This window comes from Saccharicrinis aurantiacus (assembly GCF_001660705.2).
In the GTDB taxonomy this organism is placed as follows: Bacteria; Bacteroidota; Bacteroidia; order Bacteroidales; family Marinilabiliaceae; genus Saccharicrinis; species Saccharicrinis aurantiacus.
Window position 1 is genome coordinate 84,661 of the sequence record NZ_LYBV02000020.1, and the last position, 20,516, is coordinate 105,176.

19 protein-coding genes and 1 tRNA gene are annotated in these 20,516 nt (G+C 36.3%); 11 read left to right on the forward strand and 9 right to left on the reverse strand.

The window, feature by feature from the left end; all coding sequences use genetic code 11:
• Positions 1–91: 91 nt before the first annotated feature.
• A tRNA-Arg gene (locus A8B35_RS07675) sits at positions 92–163 on the reverse strand.
• Between the two features lie 136 nt (positions 164–299).
• Here A8B35_RS07675 and A8B35_RS07680 point away from each other — a divergent pair.
• Positions 300–1,058, forward strand: a complete 759-nt coding sequence (locus A8B35_RS07680; RefSeq protein WP_071792528.1) for a sulfite exporter TauE/SafE family protein — start codon at positions 300–302, stop codon at positions 1,056–1,058.
• Positions 1,059–1,117: 59 nt separating this feature from the next.
• On the opposite strand, the gene A8B35_RS07685 is transcribed toward A8B35_RS07680, so the two are convergent.
• The 3 genes from A8B35_RS07685 to A8B35_RS07695 all read right to left on the reverse strand — a co-directional run bounded on the left by A8B35_RS07685 (position 1,118) and on the right by A8B35_RS07695 (position 3,066).
• Positions 1,118–1,750, reverse strand: a complete 633-nt coding sequence (locus tag A8B35_RS07685) for a nitroreductase family protein (RefSeq protein WP_068472090.1) — start codon at positions 1,748–1,750, stop codon at positions 1,118–1,120.
• A gap of 70 nt (positions 1,751–1,820) precedes the next feature.
• On the reverse strand, positions 1,821–2,483 hold the full coding sequence (locus A8B35_RS07690) for an NAD(P)H-binding protein (RefSeq protein ID WP_068472092.1): 663 nt from the start codon (positions 2,481–2,483) through the stop codon (positions 1,821–1,823).
• Positions 2,484–2,487: 4 nt separating this feature from the next.
• Positions 2,488–3,066, reverse strand: coding sequence for a TetR/AcrR family transcriptional regulator (locus A8B35_RS07695; protein ID WP_068472093.1), 579 nt, complete (start codon positions 3,064–3,066; stop codon positions 2,488–2,490).
• Between the two features lie 233 nt (positions 3,067–3,299).
• Here A8B35_RS07695 and pyrH point away from each other — a divergent pair, with 233 nt between their 5' ends.
• Positions 3,300–4,004 (forward strand): UMP kinase, encoded by a 705-nt coding sequence (gene pyrH / locus A8B35_RS07700; RefSeq protein ID WP_068472095.1) that lies wholly within the window; start codon positions 3,300–3,302, stop codon positions 4,002–4,004.
• 62 nt (positions 4,005–4,066) lie between these two features.
• Positions 4,067–4,666, forward strand: a complete 600-nt coding sequence (locus A8B35_RS07705) for an outer membrane beta-barrel protein (protein ID WP_068472097.1) — start codon at positions 4,067–4,069, stop codon at positions 4,664–4,666.
• 56 nt (positions 4,667–4,722) lie between these two features.
• Here A8B35_RS07705 and A8B35_RS07710 read toward each other — a convergent pair whose 3' ends face one another.
• Positions 4,723–6,075 carry a carbohydrate porin gene (locus A8B35_RS07710; RefSeq protein ID WP_171973171.1) on the reverse strand — a complete coding sequence of 451 codons (1,353 nt, stop codon included), beginning with the start codon at positions 6,073–6,075 and terminating at the stop codon, positions 4,723–4,725.
• A 290-nt stretch (positions 6,076–6,365) separates the two neighbouring features.
• On the opposite strand from A8B35_RS07710, the gene aqpZ reads away from it, so the two are divergent.
• Positions 6,366–7,052, forward strand: a complete 687-nt coding sequence (gene aqpZ, locus A8B35_RS07715) for an aquaporin Z (protein WP_068472100.1) — start codon at positions 6,366–6,368, stop codon at positions 7,050–7,052.
• A gap of 59 nt (positions 7,053–7,111) precedes the next feature.
• Here the strand turns inward: aqpZ and trhA are convergent, their stop codons facing one another.
• Positions 7,112–7,768, reverse strand: a complete 657-nt coding sequence (trhA, locus tag A8B35_RS07720; RefSeq protein WP_068472102.1) for a PAQR family membrane homeostasis protein TrhA — start codon at positions 7,766–7,768, stop codon at positions 7,112–7,114.
• 264 nt (positions 7,769–8,032) lie between these two features.
• Between trhA and A8B35_RS07725 the strand changes: the two genes are divergently transcribed.
• The 5 genes from A8B35_RS07725 to dnaJ all read left to right on the forward strand — a co-directional run bounded on the left by A8B35_RS07725 (position 8,033) and on the right by dnaJ (position 13,404).
• Positions 8,033–9,988 carry a protein-disulfide reductase DsbD family protein gene (locus A8B35_RS07725; RefSeq protein WP_068472104.1) on the forward strand — a complete coding sequence of 652 codons (1,956 nt, stop codon included), beginning with the start codon at positions 8,033–8,035 and terminating at the stop codon, positions 9,986–9,988.
• A gap of 290 nt (positions 9,989–10,278) precedes the next feature.
• Positions 10,279–10,815 (forward strand): TlpA family protein disulfide reductase, encoded by a 537-nt coding sequence (locus A8B35_RS07730; RefSeq protein ID WP_068472106.1) that lies wholly within the window; start codon positions 10,279–10,281, stop codon positions 10,813–10,815.
• 117 nt (positions 10,816–10,932) lie between these two features.
• On the forward strand, positions 10,933–11,454 hold the full coding sequence (locus A8B35_RS07735) for a TlpA family protein disulfide reductase (protein ID WP_071792529.1): 522 nt from the start codon (positions 10,933–10,935) through the stop codon (positions 11,452–11,454).
• A gap of 183 nt (positions 11,455–11,637) precedes the next feature.
• The gene (locus tag A8B35_RS07740) at positions 11,638–12,234 is read left to right on the forward strand and encodes a nucleotide exchange factor GrpE (RefSeq protein WP_068472108.1); all 597 of its coding nucleotides are present in this window, start codon (positions 11,638–11,640) and stop codon (positions 12,232–12,234) included.
• Between the two features lie 12 nt (positions 12,235–12,246).
• The gene (gene dnaJ / locus A8B35_RS07745; RefSeq protein WP_068472110.1) at positions 12,247–13,404 is read left to right on the forward strand and encodes a molecular chaperone DnaJ; all 1,158 of its coding nucleotides are present in this window, start codon (positions 12,247–12,249) and stop codon (positions 13,402–13,404) included.
• Positions 13,405–14,208: 804 nt separating this feature from the next.
• On the opposite strand, the gene A8B35_RS07750 is transcribed toward dnaJ, so the two are convergent.
• From A8B35_RS07750 to A8B35_RS07760, 3 genes are all read right to left on the reverse strand, one after another.
• A complete protein-coding gene (locus A8B35_RS07750) occupies positions 14,209–15,345 on the reverse strand; it encodes a hypothetical protein (RefSeq protein ID WP_139314843.1) in 1,137 nt (378 codons plus the stop codon).
• Between the two features lie 391 nt (positions 15,346–15,736).
• Positions 15,737–16,927, reverse strand: coding sequence for a glycine C-acetyltransferase (gene kbl, locus A8B35_RS07755; protein WP_068472114.1), 1,191 nt, complete (start codon positions 16,925–16,927; stop codon positions 15,737–15,739).
• 73 nt (positions 16,928–17,000) lie between these two features.
• On the reverse strand, positions 17,001–18,590 hold the full coding sequence (locus A8B35_RS07760; RefSeq protein ID WP_394365397.1) for a PepSY domain-containing protein: 1,590 nt from the start codon (positions 18,588–18,590) through the stop codon (positions 17,001–17,003).
• 266 nt (positions 18,591–18,856) lie between these two features.
• Between A8B35_RS07760 and A8B35_RS07765 the strand changes: the two genes are divergently transcribed.
• Both A8B35_RS07765 and A8B35_RS07770 read left to right on the forward strand, forming a co-directional pair.
• Positions 18,857–19,525, forward strand: coding sequence for an energy transducer TonB (locus tag A8B35_RS07765; RefSeq protein WP_068472118.1), 669 nt, complete (start codon positions 18,857–18,859; stop codon positions 19,523–19,525).
• A 229-nt stretch (positions 19,526–19,754) separates the two neighbouring features.
• Positions 19,755–20,435, forward strand: coding sequence for an energy transducer TonB (locus A8B35_RS07770; protein WP_068472120.1), 681 nt, complete (start codon positions 19,755–19,757; stop codon positions 20,433–20,435).
• The last annotated feature ends 81 nt before the right edge of the window (positions 20,436–20,516 follow it).

The following is a 20,516-nucleotide window of genomic DNA, read 5'->3' on the forward strand; positions in this document are numbered from 1 at the left end:
TATATTGGTTTATATTGAATTGCTAAAAAACACAAAACCCTGTAAATCATACGATTCACAGGGTTTTGTATTCTTCCTTTTGGGTAAAAAGTAGCCCCAACAGGACTCGAACCTGTATCTAGTGTTTAGGAAACACTTGTTCTATCCCTTGAACTATGGGGCCAAACAATTATGGCTGCAAATATATAAAAATTGACTAAAAAAGAAATTGGTAGCTTAAGGTTTATGTAAGGGTATTTTAATTAATAATAACATTAACTCTTGCTAGTTATCATAAAATATTCCGTTCCTTTGCACTCATGGCAGACATTATCAATCCATTACAATCAGATTGGCTTACTTGGGGTATCACTCTTTTTTGTGCTTTTGTTAGCGGTATTAGTAAAAGCGGCTTAAAAGGTTTTGCTATGATTAATATTCCTATTCTAGCCCACTTATATGGGGGGATGGCATCGGCAGGTATTTTGTTACCCTTCCTGATTTTTGGCGATCTTTTTGCTCTAATAGTTTACCGTAAAAAGATGGAATGGAGTTATATATCTAAACTTCTGCCATGGGCATTAATCGGCATTACTGTCGCAACCTTTACGGGTAAATATGTTTCTGATGATCAATTTCGCTTTACTATTGCCATAGCTATATTGGTCTGTTTGGCCATCATTATTTATAAGGATATTAAAAAAGAAGAAGGTGGATTTACTGAGAAAAAGTGGTTTTCTACTTCCTTAGGATTATCGGGTGGTTTTGCCACTATGATAGGAAATGCAGCTGGCCCAATCTTTAATTTGTATTTAATGACGATGCGTTTACCTAAAGAAACGTTTATCGCTACAGGTGCCGCTTTCTACTTGTTATTAAATACTTTAAAAGTACCAATCCATGCTTTTTACTGGCATTCTATTACATGGCAAACTATACAGCTTAATTTTGTATTGCTACCGGCCTTATTGGCTGGTGCATTTTTGGGCAAACGTTTAGTAAAAATAATACCAGAAAAGGCTTATCGCAGATTTGTGATTGTGGTAATTGGGCTATCAGCTATTATGTTATTCTTTTAATAGGCGCGTAAAAAAAGCATCCTGTAAATAGAATGCTTTAATAATTATCGTATTTAGGATTATTCAATCACAGTAACCAAATCCTTTTTACTTTTTCGAACTTTAACTAGGTTAGCTAGCCAATCATTCTCAGCATCTCTATAGCCAATTGGTAATAGCAGAGTGCTTCGTAAGCCTTTTTCGCGCAAGCCTAAAATTTTATCTAATGCATCCGGATCAAAACCTTCAACAGGTGTAGAATCTACTCCTTGGAAAGCAGCAGCATTTATCGCGTTAGCAAATGCAATATAAGTTTGTTTAGCAGCATGATTAAAGTTGGTTTCTTCATCGCGTTGTGGGTAAGTACCCAATAACATCTGACGATAGTCTTCCCAACCTTGATTTTTAAAACCACGTACATCGTTTGTTAGGTCAAACATTTTGTTGATGCGCTCTGGCGTATAAGTATCCCAAGCAGCAAACACTAATAGGTGTGAACAATCTGTTATAACTGACTGATCCCAGGCAATAGCTCTTATTTGCTTTTTTATTTCATCGTTAGTAATAACTAACAATTCAAATGGCTGTAAACCGCTTGAGGTTGCCGATAAGGAAACTGCTTCAATAATATTATCAATTTTCTCTTGTTCTACTTTTTCGCCATTCATGGCCTTTGTTGCATAACGCCACTTTAATTTATCTAATAATTCCATTATATCTTATTTTTATTATTTACTGAATGTTCATTCTTTTTTTAACCAAACACAAAATATCTAATTAGGTTTAGTGATTTGCAATAAATTTTATTTCATCCGATTCAATTATTGTATGATCTCCTTGAGAATTGCTGAGTTTATACATACAGTTTGCAATATCTTCGGCATTTATTGATCTATATTTTTTTAATTTTCCAATCATTAAAGGAGCCATAATACGCATAACAACCGACGCAAATCTTTCTCCTAACCTAAATTCAGAGCGTTTACCAACAATTAAAGATGGTCTGAGAATATAAGTGTTAGTGATTCCGGCTGAAGAAACGACGGCTTCCATCTCGCCTTTTGTTCTATTGTAAAATACACTGCTATTTGAATCAGCACCAAGAGCAGAAACTACCATAAAGGTTTTTATATGATTCTTTTTAGATAATAATGCAGCCTTAGCCGGGATACCATAATCAATAGCTTTGTAAATACTTTGGTCTTTTGTTTTTGCTTTGGTGGTTCCAATACAGCAGAAAACAACATCTCCCTTAAAGTCACTCTCGTATTGATCAAGATTAATAATCTCTCCAATAAATTCTTTAACTTTTGTGGATGAATGATTTATAGATCTCCTCGAAAATAGTTTTATGGATTCATATTGATCGTCTTCAATTAGCTTTTGCAGTAAAAGTCCTCCTGTTAAGCCACTTGCCCCTATTATTATTGCCGTTTTCTTTTTCATCGTTTTAAACTTTAATACTGTCCCACGCAGCCTGAAAAGCTTGTGTTAGTTCTACCTTATTTATTTTACACAATGATCGTTGCTCAATATTTGTTAAGAAAGATTGAGGATATATGGTAAAAGCATAAATAATATATGGCGAAACATCTTTGATAATTCCCTCATTTTTTCCTTTCTCCCACAAATCGAATAATGGTTGCAGAAAGCTCAAACCTTTTTGCCTCGTTTCTTCTTCAATAATAGGTGTATTATCGCATTGAGATAGAAAGGAGGATTCTTCAGGGTTGTCTTTTTTAAACTGAATCATGTTTAACCATATCTGCTCATAGCTTTTTTTAACTGGCTTGTCAGCGATATAGTTTTTAAAAGCAACAGTAGCATAGTGTTCTTTTACAGATAAGTATAGCTGGTTAACCATATCTTGTTTATTCTCAAAATACAGATAGATTGTAGCAGGAGAGACCTGTGCCATTTTAGCTACCTTGGCAACAGAGGCCTCTTGTATACCTCCGCTATTCACCAAGCAGAGTGTCGCTCTTAATAAGGCGTTTCTTTTTTCAATACTTTTCTGCAGTTTAGCCATATTGTTTAATTTATCGTACTTCTATTTTGAGTGATAATCGTTTATCAAATTTGCGATAAACGAATTCTCAGACTATAAACCACAAATAAAAGTGAATGTTCATTCTCTTTTTGATTTATTTAAATATTTATTGATAATTGTTGAGTTCAATATTTACAATATTGAATTACAGGGATTCTGTTCTTTTTGATTAGATTTGTGCTGAAATAAATAATTGCTAGAATATAGATATCATGTACAAAAGAGTATTACTTAAACTGAGCGGAGAATCGTTAATGGGCGACCAAAATTATGGCATTGATCAGAATAGATTAGATGAGTATGCAACTCAGATTAAAGAAATTGCTGAATTGGGTGTTCAAGTTGGAATTGTTATCGGTGGAGGTAATATTTTCAGAGGTTTAAGTGGTGCTGCTAAGGGTTTTGATAGATATCAAGGCGACCAGATGGGCATGTTGGCAACCGTAATTAATAGTTTGGCATTAAAGTCGGCTTTAAATAATAATAGTGTAAAAGCACGCGTTTTAACGGCTATCAGAATGGAGCCTGTTGGAGAGTTTTATTCTCAACCTAAGGCGATTGAATGTTTGGAGTCGGGTGAAGTGGTTATTTTATCAGCAGGTACAGGAAATCCTTATTTTACTACAGATACAGGTTCTTCATTAAGAGGAATTGAGATAAAGGCAGATGTGATGCTAAAGGGTACACGCGTGGATGGTATTTATACTGCCGATCCAGAAAAGGACCCAAGCGCTACAAAATTTGATGAGATTACTTTTGATGAGATTTATAATAAGGGATTAAAGGTGATGGATTTAACAGCCACAACGATGTGTAAAGAAAACGATTTACCAATTGTAGTTTTCGATATGGATACTCCAGGAAACCTTGTTAAAGTTATTAAGGGAGAGAAAATTGGCACTTTAGTTAAAAACTAGAGGCTATCATAAAGGCATTATTACGCAATAAGCAACTTTGTAAATCAACTATTTAGCCATATATGTGCAAAACTACTTCAATATCTTTGGTACTTCTATTCTTGTTTTCAGGAATGCTTAGCGCTCAAAAAGAGGAATTTAAACGCTATAGCGAGATAGCTGTTAAAGGAGGAGTTTATATAAAAGACCATCAATTCAACTTGCCAGAGAGTGGTTATGGTTTAAGTCATCCGTTTATTGGGACTACTTTTGGTCTACAATTTATACATATGGAGCAGAAGAATTTAGGTATTTTGGTTGAGGCTAATTATAATAATGAAACATTCAGTTCAGATACTCTATCTTCGTCAGCTAGTTCTATACAGATACCATTATTAACCCATGTAGCATTTAATATTGGAAAAACTACATTAGCCTTTAATGCAGGTCCTTTTATTACAGCTTACTTGTCTAAACCCGAGGAGTTTGTATTGGATAAGGATATTTTGTATGGTATGGCCGGAGGTTTAAATTATTCAATACCTTTTGGTAAAGTTATATTAGGCTTGCAAGGACGCTACTATTACACATTACCACTTAATAGTGATGATTATAACGGTTCAATACGAGGTGCTTATGCTGAGGTAGGTATAACACTTGGTTTAAGAAATTATAAGGATTAAGGTATATAAATTAAAATATCAACAATGGCTTGCCTTTTCATTTAGGCAGGCCATTTTTAGTTCCAAAGGAACCATTCTGCTTTAACACCAAAATATAAACCAACACTTTTGGGTCCTACAAATTGAAGGTGCGGAGAGTATAGGTTGTTTTTTGTAGCCTCGTTATAAAAAGCAACGGAAGTAATTAAACGAAGGTGAGGTCTTGCCCAATAGCTCCTTTCGCCTGTAGGTGCAAGTGTTGGAGCTAATGATATCTTAAACATTGAGTATGTTGGATCTTCACCATCTTGGCGTTGAGAATAATGCATTTCGCTGAGTAAATGGAAAATATCGCTTATGTAATAAGTTTCTCTAAAACCTATGGTAAAATCTTGCTTATAATTATATACTTCTTGTTCGTGATAGGTTTCTGCGAGCCCTTTTGTTTTGGCACCCCCTTTACTCTGTGTATATACTACGTATGCACTTAAACTATGATTTTTATTGATGTTCAGAAGTACTTCATCCACCAAAGAAATGGAGTATGCTTTGGCAAAATCCTGTTTCTCAAGATTAGGTGCACCAAAAGTTAACCATGTTCTTGCCATTCCACCATCCCCACCATTGGCTATTCGTCCGCCATACCTAATGGCTAACTTATTAAAACCGCCAGGCGCGTAGCCTTTTAATTCAGTAACCAACCGGGCACCAAGCACAAAACCATAGTCAGCAGGGTAGTCATGCTGTAGCTCACTATCCAATAATTCTTCATCAGGATCTCCTTCTGCTTTTCCCATATGATGATATTCTCCAAGTAGGGTAAGTGTATTTTTCTTTGAAAGGAGAATATCATGTTCTAATATGTTTACCACTCGTTGCCTTAAAGCCAACGTGGCTGTTCCGGATTCAATATTAATATAAAAGTACGGTGGAACAGTAGCTGTAGTATCTGTTGTTGCAATAAATAAAGTACAAAAACGGGTATTCTTATATTCTACACCGAATCCCTGTCCCGAATGATCGTTAAAATAGAAATGGTCAATAACATGCACATCAGCTCCTCTGTATAGTCGCGACCCTACCCATGCATTAACACCAGAGTTGGCAATATTTCGTGCCTCAGCATACATTTCAGGAATGGCAAAGGTAAGGCCTTCGGGACTGCTAGTTGATGAATTCCCCATTAAAGTGAGACTTTTTGAGTAAGCTGCAAATCGAAACTGAATGTTGATAATGGTTGAATCTCCTTCTTTAAATGGTAAAAAATGTATGGCAGGTACTAATTCTAAATAATCTTGTTCTTCGAGTCTCCCGCCAATACTACCCATGTTATTTAGGTTAAGTCGGCGGCCAATAGCACTTCCTTCGTTAAATGACCAATCTGCGCCAATTCTTCCATATGATCCTAGCGAAAGATTTTTATTGCTCACATTTTGGTACATGATTTGGGCCAAAAGAGACACAGTGCTATAAATAAGAATGCAGAGAGTTAGGATAGTTTTTTTCAAAATCATTAGGTTTTTGAGATTCACATTCACCAATCTCAGTTATTAAATAAAGGGAATAAATAAATATAAAGAAGAGCTATTTAGAATCAAAGTTTTATCAATGTTGATTTGATTAATTTGTTGTTTTATAGCACACTATAAATTGGATATATTCAAATTATCGTTCTATATTTAACGTAGTATTACTTAAATTCTAATCAAATATAGTAAATATGAAAAAGTATGTTGCAGAATTTTTCGGAACCTCATGGCTTGTTCTTGGAGGTTGTGGAAGTGCTGTTTTAGCAGCTGGTTACCCTAGTTTAGGAATTGGATTTGTTGGTGTGTCCATTGCATTTGGATTAACCGTATTAACAATGGCTTACGCAATTGGCCATATTTCAGGATGCCATTTAAATCCTGCAGTTACTGTTGGTTTATGGGCCGGTGGACGACTAGAATCAAAGGAGATTTTTCCGTACATTATTTCGCAAGTATTAGGTGGTTTGTTTGGCGCGTCAATATTATATGCAATTGCCAGTGGTAAGCCAGGTTTTGAAATTGGTGGATTTGCATCAAACGGATTCGGTTCGCTATCTCCAGACGGTTATAGTATGACAGCTGTATTGATTTGCGAAATTGTTATGACTTTTATGTTTTTGTTAATCATTTTAGGAGCAACCCATTCAAAGGCACCGAAAGGTTTTGCGGGTATCGCAATTGGTTTAGGTTTAACCTTAATTCACTTAATAAGTATACCGGTTTCTAATACATCGGTTAATCCTGCGCGTAGCACTAGTCAGGCTATTTTTGCTGGAGGAGATTATTTAGGACAGGTTTGGTTGTTCTGGGTAGCACCGATTATAGGAGCCTTAATAGCAGGGTTTGTATATAAATACCTTTCGCCAGAAACAGAATAATATACCCAATCAGATTTTTTGTTAGCAATAGTCCTACGCTTTAGTTTGCGTGGGACTTTTTATAATACATAAAGGTATACCGATAAAAAGTGAAGTATACTACCAATTAAAACAAAAAAGTGAAAGATAGCATGATTGTAAGGGATGTTTTTTACTGCATATAAAACAGCACCAACAGTATAGGCAATACCTCCAGTAACTAAAAGTATAAATCCATTGTAATTTAAACTCTCATAAAGCGGTTTAATGGCAAACATAACCATCCAACCCATTACTACATACATTGCTGTAGATAGTATTCTAAACCGGCCCGTGTAAAAAAACTTTAGTATAATGCCAACTAAGGCCACAAGCCAAATAATCCCGAAAACCAACCATCCAATTTGTCCATGAAGTGTAATTAGTGTATAAGGAGTATATGTGCCTGCAATAAGTGCGTAAATAGCACTATGGTCGAATATGTTTAAACGTATTCTAAGCTTTGGTTCCTTAGCGCTATGAAATAATGTTGAGGCTGTATATAAGGTTACAATGCTAAGTCCATAGATAATTACCGATACTAGTTGTAAGCCATCTTGTTTTGGGATAGACTTTATAAGCATCAGAATAAAACCAATAACTCCTATTACTATCCCAAATCCATGTGTAGCAACATTGATTTTTTCTTCTAGCGGAGGATAGTATTTAAGACTTGGTTTTTTTGTTAAATCGTTCATAACGGAGCTCTTCTTTAAAACAATATACGATTCTGATTGTCATAAGGGCAAGTTTTAATGTTATAAAATGTCAAAGTGGAATAATGTTGATATAAAATCGATGGCGCGCAATGTTTTATCACTTTTTTGAAAAATATCATGTCTTTTGAATAGTAAATCTTTCATCTTTGCAGCATGGTATAATAATTGAGGATGTATCTAGATTATTACATACATGCACAAAACGAATATTAATAGAACGTCTAAAATAAAAGTCACACAATAATGAAAACAAAACTAGCATTACTGATGCTCTTACTAATGCCGTTCACGGTTCTATTTTCACAAATAGAGCAGCCTGTGAAATGGACTGTTAGCAAAGAGAAATTGAGTGAGAATACTTATGAACTAACTTTTAGTGCCACTATTGAGCAAAACTGGCATTTGTATTCTGTTCATTTGCCAGAAGGCGGCCCTATTGCAACAAGCGTTAACTTTAGCGATGCATCAATTTTTGAATCGACTGAAGATATTGTTGAAGTACCGGTACCCGGTAAGCACTTTGATTCTTCATTTCAAATGGAATTGGCTTATTGGTCAAATGAGGCGACTATAAAGCAGGTGGTTACCGTTAAGCCCGGAACAGAATCTATTGAGGGTTATGTTGAGTTTATGGCTTGTGATGATGAACGCTGTTTACCACCTGATCAGATAGATTTTAATTTTAGTTTAAAAGAAAAGCCTGTAGTGGTTAAGGAAAGTAAAACCACAGATGCAGCTTCGGGTGAGAATAAGAGCTATTGGAGTATTTTCGCGTTGGCTTTTATTGGCGGATTAGCAGCACTTTTAACGCCTTGCGTTTTCCCAATGATACCAATGACGGTTAGCTTTTTTACAAAGCAGAGTACCAATAAGTTGGTTGGAATTAAAAATGCAATTCAATATGGTATATTTATTATACTAATATATGTTGTTTTAGGTTGGTTAGTAGTACTATTATTTGGTGCTGACGCCTTAAATGCCTTGTCAACTAACCATTGGTTCAACTTATTCTTTTTTATACTATTGGTGGTATTTGCCATCTCCTTTTTAGGAGCTTTCGAAATAGTATTACCGACATCGTGGGTTAATAAAGCTGATGCTGGAGCAGACAAGGGTGGCTTAATAGGTTCTTTCTTTATGGCATTAACTTTGGCTTTAGTGTCGTTCTCATGTACTGGGCCAATTGTTGGTTCTTTATTAGTAACAGCTGCTTCAGAAGGGGGTATGGCTCCATTAGTAGGAATGTTTGGCTTTAGTTTAGCTTTGGCCTTACCATTCTCGTTATTTGCAATGTTTCCGGGTTACTTAAACTCATTACCAAAGTCAGGCGGATGGTTAAATTCAGTAAAAGTTGTACTTGGTTTCTTAGAGTTAGCTTTGGCATTTAAATTCCTTTCAAATGCTGATTTAGTACTTGATTTACACCTCCTAGAGCGCGAAGTTTATATTGCAATTTGGATTGCTATATTCGGAGCCCTTGGTTTTTACCTATTGGGTAAGTTGCGCTTACCACACGATTCTCCATTGGAGTTCTTGTCGGTACCACGCTTGCTATTAGGTTTGTTAGTATTGTCATTTACAATTTACATGATACCAGGTTTATGGGGAGCTCCACTTAAGCTAATTAGTGCATTTCCTCCTCCATTGGAGTATTCAGAATCACCGCAAGGGGTTGGTTATAAGTCACTACACTCATCAAGCTATGTAATGCAGCAATCATCGAATAAAGATATTGCTATGTTAGAACAAAAGATGGAGGTAGGGCCACAAGGTTTATCTGTTTTTCATGATTATGACGATGCGCTTGCTTATGCAAAAGCGGTTAATAAGCCTTTGTTTATCGATTTTACGGGTAAGGCATGTGTTAATTGCCGTCAAATGGAGATTAATGTATGGAGTGATCCAGAGGTAAATTCACTCATGCGTAACGAGTATGTAGTTGTAGCTCTCTATGTTGATTATAGAAAAAAGTTAGCAGAAGACGAGCAATATGTTTCTGAAACTACCGGAAAAAAGATTAGAACTGTAGGTAATAAATGGAGTGATTTTCAAATTTCTCGATATAAAATTAATAGTCAACCCTATTATGTTTTAGTAGATAATGAGGAGAATGAATTGAATGCTCCAAAGGCCTATGAGCCTAACATCAAAGCCTATTCAGAGTGGCTGCAAAAAGGTGTAGACAATTATAAAAAATAAGGAAATTTTTAAATTTATATAAAGCCTGATGAAACTTTTCATCAGGCTTTTTGTTTTAAAACCAATTAGTTATCTGAATTTGGGTTTGCATTTTCAATATTTAACATATATTGGCTCTTTATATAGCTAATATTATCTAGGTTTGCAAATTCATTTTTATGTTCAGCGACAAACATTTGTTGTGTTTAATATCCAATTCATCACTTTAATAGTTGGGTTGGTCTAAATTTGAAGAGTTCATGTTGTTAAAAGTGTAAACTTTACGACGATTATTAACGAATACGATTTGTATGGTTAGGCTAAAATTTTTAGCATCAGTTTTATTAGTAGGACTAACTTTCTTCTCCTTTAACAATCGCTCACCTGAGCCTGTTGTTGGTGTTGAGATCGGAAATAAAGTTCCTAATATTGAAACATCTTTATTAAATGGTGAAGAGTTTAACTTGGAATCATTAAAAGGAAAGATGGTTCTGTTGGATTTTTGGGCATCTTACGATGGTTTATCACGAATTGATAATCATGAGAAAATGCTTATGCAAAGCAAATTTGCAAACAGTAAATTTTATCGAGGAGAAGGATTTGTAATCGTATCTATTTCTTTAGATCAATTTAATTCTCCATTACAAAAGGCCATTAAAGAAGATGGTTACGTAAAAGCCTTGCATATTTGCGATTTTAAGGGCGATGAATCAGATATTGCTTCTGCATACAGTGTTCATGCACCAACTAACATTTTAATTGACGGTGAGGGCCGCCTTATCTCCAAAAGCACTTCAATTTCAGAAGTACATTCTGCCTTAGAGTATCTCTACGCATACTCAAATTAATAAAATCCTATTATATTTATCGCCTCAAACGTAACGCAACATTGTTGTGCAACGTACGTTATTTAATTTAAAGTAAACTGCATTATTTAGTAATAGCAGTTGTTAATAAAGGAAAATATGATGAGGAAGTATACATTATTGGTAGCTGTATTTTTTGCAGCCATCGCTGCGGTAAGCGCACAAAAAGTAAAGATTGGCCTAGAGGTAGGTAACAAAGCTCCTGAGTTGAAGTTTTTATCACCTGATGGCGATGTAATTGCATTATCTGACCTTAAGGGACAGATGGTTCTAATCGATTTTTGGGCTTCATGGTGCGGACCATGTAGAGCAGAGAACCCAAACGTGGTTAAAGCCTATAAAAAGTTTAAAGACGAGGAGTTTAAAACAGGCAATGGATTTACTATTTATGGTGTTTCCTTGGATAAGGATAAAGACCGCTGGAAGAAAGCCATTAAAGATGACAATTTGATTTGGGAAAATCACGTTAGTGATCTTATGGGTTGGAAATCAAGAGCAGCTGAAATTTATGCAATCAGAGGTATTCCAGATAATTTCTTAATTAATGGAGAGGGTATCATTGTTGCAAAAAGATTAAGAGGTGATCGTTTAGAAGATGCGCTTAAAGCAGAAGCTAAGTAAATCAGTTACATAATACTATATAATGGCAGTTCACTATGGTGGACTGCCATTTTTGGTTTATCAAACTGTCACTTTAATCTATAATTATTCAATTATATGTCAGAATGACCAATAATATAACATTGGCAAAATAATTGTTATCAGCTATGCTGATTGCTTAAGAAATTAAAAAACAATAATATAATGACTAAGAAGAGTTCAAAAAAAGGCGAAAAGGAAGAGGTTGTTGAAGAAAAGGTTGTAGGTACTGAAGAAACACAATCTACCGAGGAAGCTACAAACGAAACTGCTGCAGAAGAGCAGGAAGTGGATGAACGTTCTGAAGAAGAAAAAAAGATTGAAGAACTAGGTTTAAAGGTTAGCGAAATTAACGACAAATACCTTCGTTTATCAGCTGAGTACGATAACTATCGCAAAAGAACTTTAAAGGAGCGCATGGAACTTCAAAAAAGTGCTGGTGAAGGACTTTTAAAAGGAATGTTACCTGTTGTTGATGATTTTGATAGAGCCTTAGCTCACTTAACTGAAGCTAGTGATTTAGAAGCAGTAAAAGAAGGTATAGGATTAATCTATAATAAACTTCAAGAGTATTTAAAGCAAAACGGCGTTACTGAAATTGAAGCCAAAGAAAAAGAGTTTGATACAGATTTACACGAGGCTATTACAAACATTCCTGCTCCAACGGAGGACTTAAAAGGAAAAGTAATTGATTGTGTTGAAAAAGGATATATGCTGAATGATAAGGTAATGCGTTTTGCCAAAGTTGTTGTAGGCGAATAATTATAATTTGTTATGTCAAAAAGAGATTATTACGAGGTACTAGAAGTATCCAAAGGAGCAACGGCTGCAGAAATTAAAAAAGCTTACCGTAAAAAAGCCATGCAGTTTCACCCGGATAAAAATCCAGGAGATTCTTCGGCTGAAGAAAAATTTAAAGAAGCAGCTGAGGCTTACGAGGTACTTAGCGACGATAACAAAAAAGCACGTTACGATCAATACGGACACGCAGGTGTTGGTGGCGCAGCAGGTGGTGGTTTTGGTGGCGGAGGTATGTCTATGGACGATATCTTCTCTCACTTTGGCGATATCTTTGGCGGCGGAGGCGGTGGCTTCGGCGGTTTTGGTGGCTTTGGTGGTGGCGGAAGCCGTCAGCGCGTTAATAAAGGATCAAACCTTAGAGTTAAAGTAAGCCTTACGCTAAACGAGATTTTAAACGGCGTTGAGAAAAAAATCAAGGTTAAAAAATACGTTTCTTGTTCGCACTGTAGCGGTTCGGGTGCAGAGGGCGGTGCTTCGCATAGCACTTGTACCACTTGTAACGGATCAGGCCAGGTAACCCGTATTTCAAACACCATTTTGGGTCAAATGCAAACTGCATCACAATGTCCTACTTGTAACGGTGAAGGAAAAATAATCACCAATAAGTGTAAGCATTGTCATGGAGAAGGTATTGAGAAGGAGGACGAAGTAATTACCATCAACATTCCAGCAGGAGTTGAAGAAGGTATGCAACTTTCAGTTTCAGGTCGTGGTAATGCAGCCCGCAGAGGCGGTGTTAATGGCGATATGTTGGTGTTAATTCACGAGGAAGAGCACGAAGATTTAGTTCGCGACGGAAGAGATTTACTATACAATGCCTTTGTAAGCATTCCCGAAGCTACTTTAGGAGCTCCAGTTGAGATTCCTACCTTAGAGGGTAAAGTAAAAGTGAAAATAGAAGCTGGAACACAACCAGGTAAAGTTTTACGCCTACGCGGAAAAGGTTTACCAGAAGTGAATGGATACGGCCGCGGTGACTTATTGGTACAAATCAATGTTTGGATACCAAAGGCACTAAGCAAAGACGAGAAAAAGGCCATGGAAAAAATGGGCGAGTCTGATAGTTTTGCGCCAAAACCAAGCTCGCAAGAGAAAGGTTTCTTTAGTCGCATGAAAAACATGTTTGAGTAATATATTCAATCCATTATATGAGGGACTGCATTTATTTGTAGTCCCTTTTTTTATACTTAGGCGGCTCAATCTTGCTTTCCGCTATAGCACATTACTTTTGGGCTATGTTTAGCTAAGCCGTGCGTGTGCTTCCTGCGGTCGCATCCGCCAGCCAAGCTGCACAAAGCCCCAAAGCAATGCGGCTGCCGCTTCAATCCAGGCCGACGGAACCATACCTTTGGCTCGTGTGCGAATTCTTTTCCTTCGTTTCAATAATCCGAAGTAGTAATGCTTTACAATTTTGCCTCATCGCGCGGAACAAAGCAATCTCAAGGTAAGCAGCAAAGCAAGGTGCCTTAAGATGGCCGCACTCCTCGCCATGATGAGTGTAGGTAAATATCTCAGACCCATAATTCCAACCTTTACTGTGTGCAATACTTTCGATAAAGCCAACAATTCATCAGAAGCAATACACAAATGCTACGAGTAAATTATTATCACTAAAGATGCGTTGCGCTGGGTAAAGAGTCGATTGTTTTGGTCTCCGAACGCTTTTTTTACCTGCCCGAATAAAATGTTTTAATAAAAGATGCATTGCGCAAATGCCACGATTGATAATTATGTTATTCGGACAAAGAATTTTCACCTGCGACTAAATTATTATCGCTAAAGATGCGTTGCGCTGAGTAAAGAGTCGTTTATTTCTGTCTCCGAGTAGTTTTTTACATGACTGGAAGGAGAGTGTTCGAGAATAATTTAAGTTAATTAGTATTACACAAAGCTAGTGTGCTATTATTTTGATAAATGTGTAGAGCAGGGGAAGCTCTAATTATAGTAATTATAAATATCGGCACAAGGTAATAGGCTGCCTTCATCAAAAATTTTATGTGTATCGTTAATATCAAATGAAAATATGTAAACTACTTCGTTTTTTAATAATGCGCTATTTTGCAATGCATCAATTGCTATCTTGAAATGTTGATAGCGATCGTTTTCGTTGTTTACACGTTTTCGGCTTATACCAAATTCACTAATCAATATAGGTTTGTTTGTGTTCTCAGTTATCTTAGAGAGGATGCGATGGGGTATTTCATTGGCTTCAGATTGATCGTTTACAAGTTTAGGATAATAGTGTGTGCCTATTTTGTCGGCATATTGTAAGTAGTCGGTCTCATTTTTGTTGGTTTTACCTGCGAGAAAGCGTAAGAAGTATCCTGGATCAACCACATTTACACGTTTTCGTCTGCCAAATTCCCAGTTGCTTAATTGATTATCTAATGATAAAGAAGCAGTAATAACCTTTGGAGCTTCTTGTCCTTTAAAAGTTGCGTTAATTTGCTCCTTAGTAATTTTTAATAACTGTCCGTATTTATTAAAACCTTCTTCAATTTTATTTAAGCCTTGCATAAACACTACATCCTCTGATTGGGTGTGCTCATTGATAATAATACCAGGTTGCTTGTTTTTATTAATTATAATATCGCCATTAAAGCCGAAATTAGGTTCGTTAAAAACTTCTATGCCTAATAATTTAGCATCCTGTGCTTTTACTTCGGCTAAAATATTTTTTAGAAATAGGGTATAGCTCTCTAAATCAATGCTCGAGAAACGATAACTCGCCTTGGTGTTTAAAAATGGAACTTTCCGCTCGTTAGGGGGGAATAGCTCTTTGGCTTTATACAAAGCTATATATACTTGCAATCCGAGACAATTGGCATATTTTATATCATCAATAACCTGTGGAATGGCTTGGCTATTTTTAGGTCCACTAAGTCTCACATACTTAGCTCCGGACTCTTTAATTAAACGGAGAATCTGCTTACGATCATCAGCTTTCTTTTTAAAATCGAGGTTCATTCGGGTAACTCCGAGTTCAAAATCGATCTGTTTTTGCGATACCGCTTGCTGCATTAATGCCCAATAGCAGCAAATAATAAGAAGGATATGTTTATGTGATACCATACTTTGTGCCTTAATATTGTTTATGCTAAAATAGCTGTATTTTTTATGTCATAAATGTGTTGCAGGACTCTTGTTGTGCTTGGGAGTTTTTATATTTGTAGAGTTTGTCTATCTAAGTAGATGTGTTCAGAAGAAGGAACTGAGCACGTGGCTTAGGGGTTGAAGCGGCATCCTTTGCGAGCCCCTTATGGCGAGTAAAGATATAGCGGAAAACCCGACCCCGATTTTATAGTGGTATTATTTGAATAGTTATTGTTGGAGGGGGAAGCCCCAAAAAGAAAAAAGCTACCTCGGAGTGAGATAGCTTTTGGTTTCATCTATGAAATATATTTTATAGCTGTTTTGTAGTTAGTGAGAAGCGGCTTCTGGCTACTAACAAAAAACTACCTAACTATTTAATTACTTTTAGCTCTTTACCTATTTTAATGAAAGCGGCAATGGCTTTATCGAGGTGGGCTTGCGTGTGTGCTGCCGAAATTTGAATTCGGATGCGGGCTTGATCTTTAGGTACCACCGGATAAAAGAAACCGATTACATAAATACCTTCGTCTAACAACTTAGCGGCAAACTCTTGCGATAGTTTTGCATCGTAAAGCATTAGGGCAACAATGGCTGAGTTGGTTGGCTTAATATCGAAACCGGCTTCAACAATTTTGTTTTTAAAGTACGATGCATTGTTAATTACCTGATCGCGAAGCTCGGTTGATTCGCTTAACATGGTAAATACTTCGTTGGCTGCGCCTACAATGGCAGGGGCCAATGAGTTTGAGAATAAATAAGGGCGAGAACGTTGACGAAGCATATCGATAATTTCTTTTTTACCGGTTGTGAATCCGCCTAAAGCGCCACCAAGTGCCTTACCTAATGTGCTTGTGATGATATCAACGCGATCCATAACATTGTGGTACTCGTGTGTTCCGCGGCCAGTTTTACCAATAAAACCAGAACCATGACTATCGTCGACCATTACCAAACAGTTGTACTTATCGGCCAAATCGCAGATAATATCTAACTTGGCAATATCGCCGTCCATTGAGAATACGCCATCGGTAACAATAATACGGTAACGCTGATCTTGTGCTTTTATTAATTGTTGCTCCAAATCATCCATATTAGCGTGCTTGTATCTGTAACGCGCAGCCTTACATAAACGAACGCCATCGATAATTGAAGCGTGGTTTAATTCATCAGAAATAATGGCATCTTCGGCAGTAAATAAAGGTTCAAATACTCCACCGTTAGCATCGAATGCAGCAGCATAAAGAATGGTGTCTTCCATACCAAAGAAATCGGCAATTTTAGCTTCGAGCTGTTTGTGGATATCTTGAGTACCACAAATAAAACGAACCGACGACATACCGTATCCGTGTGTATCCATTGCTTTTTGGGCTGCACTTACAATGCGAGGATGCGAGGATAAACCTAGGTAGTTATTGGCACAAAAGTTAAGAACCTCTTCGCCAGTGCTTACTTTAATGGCAGCGCCTTGTGCAGTGGTGATGATGCGTTCGTTTTTATACAAACCTGATTCTTTGATATTATCGATTTCGGTTGATAGGTAATCTTTAAAATCTCCGTACATATCTGATGTTATTAATTTTAATTTGCAGCAAATTTAGAAAGCTTAGTCTTAAAAAAGAATGACTTTTAAATAATTATTTACGTGTATTGTTGTTCTTTTTTCTAAATCGTTTTCGCCACAAAAGATAACCACTCAATACGACCAAAGCACTAATTAAACCCGATAGCGGTACAATTAAAATATAAAACATACCCAATACATCTTGGAATATTCTGCCGGTGTGTATTTCGAGCGATAAGTTCCATAGCGATATTGGTGAAGCTTTTAATATCTTATCGGGCATTGGAGGAAAGGCCTTGTTATGATGCAAGGGTAGGGCGCCTTTATCGTAGTCGATCATGTACTGCGAGCCATCAGTATTGGTAATTACTCCTGTTATTTTATGATCGCCCACAGGACGACCCGAACTCTTACCTTTATATAGTTCCGATTTTGTATAGTTATAAATATCAGGATGGGAGGGATGCCATAAATATAAACCACTGAACGATGCGATTAAATAAGCCCCATTTCCAAACGGTTCAAGTGTATTGATGCCCATAACGCTAACTGGTGGCTGCACTTCAAAAGGACGTGGTAGCCACTCGTTGGCAAACATATAATGGGTGCCTTCGGATGTTGATAGTATAAATATACCTTCTTGCGTATCATAACAAAAGTCTCTAAGCTTATCGTGCCAAGGGTTGGGCTGATCGAGGTGGGAATACCTAATGGGTTTTGTTTTGCTACTTACAATACTTATTAATAATGGCGGACGTAAAAACATGCCGGTAATAAACAGTATCAATAATGCAATATAAGTCCACCTACCTAAATAATTGTGCCACTTTAACGACCATCGATTGGTTTTAACCAGTGTAGTCACAGATTTTTTATTACGCTTCCTTTTCTTAATCCAGTTAGGAAATAAAAAGTATACAATGCCCGTAAGGGATAAAACTAATGTGATGAGGCCTAATAAATCTACAAATAGTTTGCCGGGTAGTCCCAATATTTCGCCAGAGTGAATTTGCCACGTAGTTTTGAATAGGCTGACTTCGTTTTTGTAGTTAGGCAGTTCGTGTAATTGTTGTTTGTTTAGTTCTGTGTAGATGCCTTTATCTGCTCCCTTATAGAGATGAGATCGGGTTAAAGCAAATATGGTATCGCCTATGCTTTCAATGGCAACAAATCGCGCGTTGCGGTCTTCAGTATTCAGTTTGTGCCATGCCTGCTTTTGCTTATTGTATGTATATAGTCCAAACAGGGTAGCGGCATATAGTTGATTGGTACTGGTGTAATGTATATCAAAGATCTTTTTGTTATCTATCCCTTTAGGAAAGCCTGAGTTAAAATTGCGATAATTAATAAGGGTTGAATCGGTAAGCCATACGCCTATATTGCCGTACACCAAAATACTATCGGCATTAATAATGAGGTTGCCTTTTAATGCTGCATTGTTCCAATTGGTGTAATTAAAACTTTTTGGTAACAAATTTCTGTTCACATCTATTGATGAGAATACATCTCGATGATTCATGAATATACCCGTAATGCTATAATACAGTAACAGGAACGAGATGATTAAGCCCGGCCATTTATGGCATTTCTTATAAAACTTAGTGAATCTCTTATTGAATTCTTTCATTGAGCTTATTCTAAAAATATATGCCCAAAAGTACAATTGCTTTATGGAATTGTATTACTGAGTTTTATAAAAAAGCACTCTCTTACTTAAAAGGAGTGTTTTGCATTTGTATATTTTACTTAACTTTTTTTAAGTGAAACTTAACTTTTTGTTAACTATATTTATTGTGTTGCTATTAATTAATATCTCTAGAGACCAGATTGTATTAATACCATAGAAACGTCTATCCCTAATGCAATTGTACTTCAATGGCAATTAAATTTTATTAATCGTCTTTCTTAAAAGACCTAAAAAATTTAGTTATGGAAGTAAAAAAAGCACCCCACGCAGATTTGGAAAAACGTAAATCAATGTTTCTTCAAATAGGATTTGTTCTTGTATTAGCATTAGTATTGGTGGCCTTTGAATGGTCGTCGTATAGTGTGAATGTTCCAGATGAATTTGAAGTGAATGGTGATGAAATAGCTGATGTTATCATCCCAATTACATATCCTAATGATGCAACTCCGCCACCGCCGCCTCCCAAAACAATTATTGATATCATAAACTTAGTTGATGATAATACCATTATTGAGGATGATAATTTAGAATTTACTACAGAGTCTAACGAGGATATTGTGTTTGACATACCAATAATTGAAGAAACTCGCGATGACAGTATTTTTATTATAGTAGAGAAAATGCCAAGTTTCCCGGGTGGTAACAGTGCATTACGACAGTATTTAGGAGATGCCGTTCAATATCCGAGTACAGCTATTGATAATCGGATACAAGGAAAAGTATACGTTTCTTTTGTAGTAAGTAAAACCGGAGAAGTTAAAGATGTTACCCTATTAAGAGGAATTCACCCCTCTTTAGATACTGAGGCGCTTAGGGTAGTTCAATCAATGCCAAGGTGGGAACCAGGAGAACAGCGAGATAAAAAAGTAAATGTGTCTTATACTGTTCCAATAAACTTCTCATTAAGATAGCTTAACATTTTTTAAGGAATTCAATATAGCCTTGTTTACCTGATGTTTGAGTCGTAAAATAGTGTATTATTAAATTCTGAATCCTTGATTTGGAAAAAATTAGGTGTCTATTGTACTTTTTTAAATAGAAAGTTCTATTTTTATGACCTGAAATTTTTTTAGGGTAAAATAAAATTTACTAAATGAGCTGTTATAGCTTATTTATAGGCATCAAAAAACAAAATTAATTATGGAAGTAAAAAAGTCGCCAAAAGCGGATCTTGAAAACAAGAAATCAGTTTTCATGCAGGTCGGTTTGGTAGTCGTTTTAGCCCTTATTCTTATTGCGTTTGAGTGGTCTACTACAGATGTAGATGCGAGTCAATTTGCAATGATGGAAGATGTAGAGGCTGAGGAAGAGATTGTTCCTATCACTAGACAGGAAGAAGTTAAACCACCACCACCACCACCACCACCAAAAGTTACTGATGTATTAAACATTGTGGATGATGATGTTGAGCTTGATGAAGAGCTTGATATTGAAGATTCTGAGGTGGATGAGGACATGGAGATTGAGTTTGACATGGACCTAGAAGAAGAGGAGACAGAAGATGCTCCAGTATTCTTTATCGTGGAAGAGATGCCTGAATTCCCAGGTGGAGACTTAGAATTAAGAAAATATATTGCTCAATCGGTTAAGTACCCAGTAATTGCACAAGAAAACGGTATTCAAGGTCGTGTTTATGTACAATTTGTTGTAAGTACTAAAGGAGCAGTTGAGCAAGTAAAAGTTGCCCGTGGTGTTGATCCAAACCTTGACAAAGAAGCTATTCGCGTAGTTCAGTCAATGCCGAAATGGAAACCAGGTAAGCAACGTGGTAAAGCTGTAAAAGTATCTTATACTGTGCCTATTAACTTCGTGTTACAATAGTAATAAGATTCACAATATTTAAAAGAGGTCATCCTAGGATGACCTCTTTTTTTATGCATTTATATTAAAGTAAACCGGAAA